Here is a 1,823-nt window from a genome sequence, read left to right on the forward strand (position 1 = left end):
TTACAGCTCTTCCCGAACGAGAAAGCCCTCGCCTTTAGGCATGGGATGAAAGTGAGGTTGGATAAGGAGTGCTACTAAAAACCGCAAGGTTTGTAGCACTCTAAGTATCCAAAATGTTGGTATCTTTTATTTTTTCATCTTTCGCGTTGCAGTTTTGCAATTTAACTGATACGATGCAAACATGATGAATGATTATAGAAGAACCAAAACAACCGTGTCATTAATTAACTATCATTTTGTATTTTGCCCGCGATACAGAAGAAAGATTTTCCTTAACACAAAAGTAGAAGAACGTTTCAAAGAGTTGATTCAAAAAATATGCGGAGAATTGGATATTTCTATTGTTGCAATGGAATGCGACAAAGACCACGTTCACTTGTTCTTAAATACACCACCAACACTTAGTCCTGCTGATACAATGGCAAAAATTAAAGGAGTGACATCAAAATGTTTGAGAGAAGAGTTTCCTCATCTTCAACACTTGCCGAGCCTATGGACGCGTTCTTATTTTGTTTCTACTGCTGGAAATGTATCAAGTGAGACAATAAAACATTATGTTGAAAATCAAAAAACGAGGGGGTGAAACTTGTGCCACAAACCATCACGGTTAAAGTTAAATTGCTTCCAACAAAAGAACAAATCATGCTATTGGAACAAAGTAGCCACGAGTATATAAAAGTCATTAATGCCCTTGTATCTGAAATGGTTGAAGCAAGGAAAAGCACGAAGAAAAGTACGAAGGATATTGAGGCCAATATCCCAAGTGCGGTGAAAAATCAAGCAATTAAAGATGCGAAAAGTGTATTTTCTACAAAGGTGAAAAAGAGTAAATACAAAATCGTTCCGATTCTAAAAAGACCTGTTTGTGTATGGAATAACCAAAACTATTCATTTGACTTCACGCACATTTCAATTCCGTTTATGGTAAACGGGAAGTCAACTCGTTTAAAGGTTCGTGCTTTATTAATCGATAAATATAATCGCAATTTCGAATTGTTGAAGCACAAGTTAGGTACACTTCGTATCACGAAGAAATCTGCTAAATGGATTGCTCAAATATCTGTCACGATTCCTACAAACGAAAAAACGGGAACAAAGATTTTAGGAGTAGACTTAGGTCTCAAAGTTCCTGCGGTAGCCATCACAGAAGATGATAAAATTCGTTTCTTCGGGAACGGTAGGCAAAACAAATTTATGAAACGTAAGTTTCGCAGTGTTCGCAAGAAGTTAGGAGAAGCTAAGAAACTGAATGCCCTTCGTCAACTTGATGATAAAGAACAAAGATGGATGCAAGACCAAGACCACAAAGTAAGTCGTGTAATCGTTGATTTTGCAAAGGATAATAATATTTCTGTCATTCGATTAGAGCAACTAACGAACATTCGACAGACGGCACGAACAAGCCGTAAAAACGAAAAAAATCTACACACTTGGTCATTCCATCGTTTAGCACAATTCATCGAGTACAAAGCGACATTAGTTGGCATAAAGGTCGAATATGTGAACCCTTCTTATACAAGTCAAAAATGTCCGAAATGTTCTGAAAAGAACAAGGTGCAAGACAGAAAATATAAGTGCCAATGTGGATTTGAGAAACATCGTGATATCGTTGGGGCGATGAATATTCGCTACGCAACTGTGGTTGGCGGTAATAGTCAATCAGCCTAAGAACCTATATGGTCTGTCTTAGGAGGGGTGATGGCACACCCTCATCTTGAAGGCTGTTCAAAACAGAAATGGACTGCGAATGCTTAGTCATTCAAGAATCCCATCCATTACACCGTAAGGTGTAGGACTTGCGGCTTTAGCCGTGGGAGTGTCAA

Annotated in this window: 2 protein-coding genes; both read left to right on the forward strand. The window is 38.2% G+C overall.

All coding sequences use genetic code 11. The annotated features are described in order from the left end of the window. The first annotated feature begins 181 nt into the window (after window positions 1-181). Entirely contained in the window at window positions 182-583 is a 402-nt protein-coding gene (tnpA, locus tag ES895_RS29095; RefSeq protein WP_098432072.1) for an IS200/IS605 family transposase, read from the forward strand. A gap of 5 nt (window positions 584-588) precedes the next feature. After that, window positions 589-1,668 (forward strand): RNA-guided endonuclease InsQ/TnpB family protein, encoded by a 1,080-nt coding sequence (locus ES895_RS29100; RefSeq protein ID WP_098005996.1) that lies wholly within the window; start codon window positions 589-591, stop codon window positions 1,666-1,668. The last annotated feature ends 155 nt before the right edge of the window (window positions 1,669-1,823 follow it).

The sequence above is a fragment of the Bacillus sp. 007/AIA-02/001 genome (genome assembly GCF_004634455.1).
GTDB lineage: Bacteria > Bacillota > Bacilli > Bacillales > Bacillaceae_G > Bacillus_A > Bacillus_A cereus.